At 67.7% G+C, this 229-nt stretch carries 1 pseudogene; it reads right to left on the bottom strand.

The window, feature by feature from the left end:
* Positions 1 to 229, bottom strand: a pseudogene (locus KVT39_RS37640) (ABC transporter ATP-binding protein); the annotation flags it as partial.

Here is a 229-nt window from a genome sequence, read left to right as displayed (position 1 = left end):
GGCTCGGCACGCCGAGCATCAGCAGGTCGGGCTTGCCCATCAGTGCGCGGCCGACCGCGAGCATCTGCCGCTCGCCGCCTGACTGCGTGCCGGCCGCCTGTTTGCGCCGCTCCCTCAGCCGCGGAAACAGCGCGAACACGTGATCGAGCTGGTCGTGGAAGTTCGATTCACCAGCTTGCTTGCGCCGATACGCGCCCAGCACGAGGTTGTCCTCGTCCGTCATCGTGCT

Origin of the sequence: Burkholderia sp. GbtcB21, from assembly GCF_019091065.1 — a bacterium.
Classification (GTDB): domain Bacteria; phylum Pseudomonadota; class Gammaproteobacteria; order Burkholderiales; family Burkholderiaceae; genus Burkholderia; species Burkholderia pyrrocinia_C.
The sequence above is the reverse complement of the archived record's forward strand: the minus strand, read 5'-3'. Positions and strand labels throughout refer to the sequence as shown.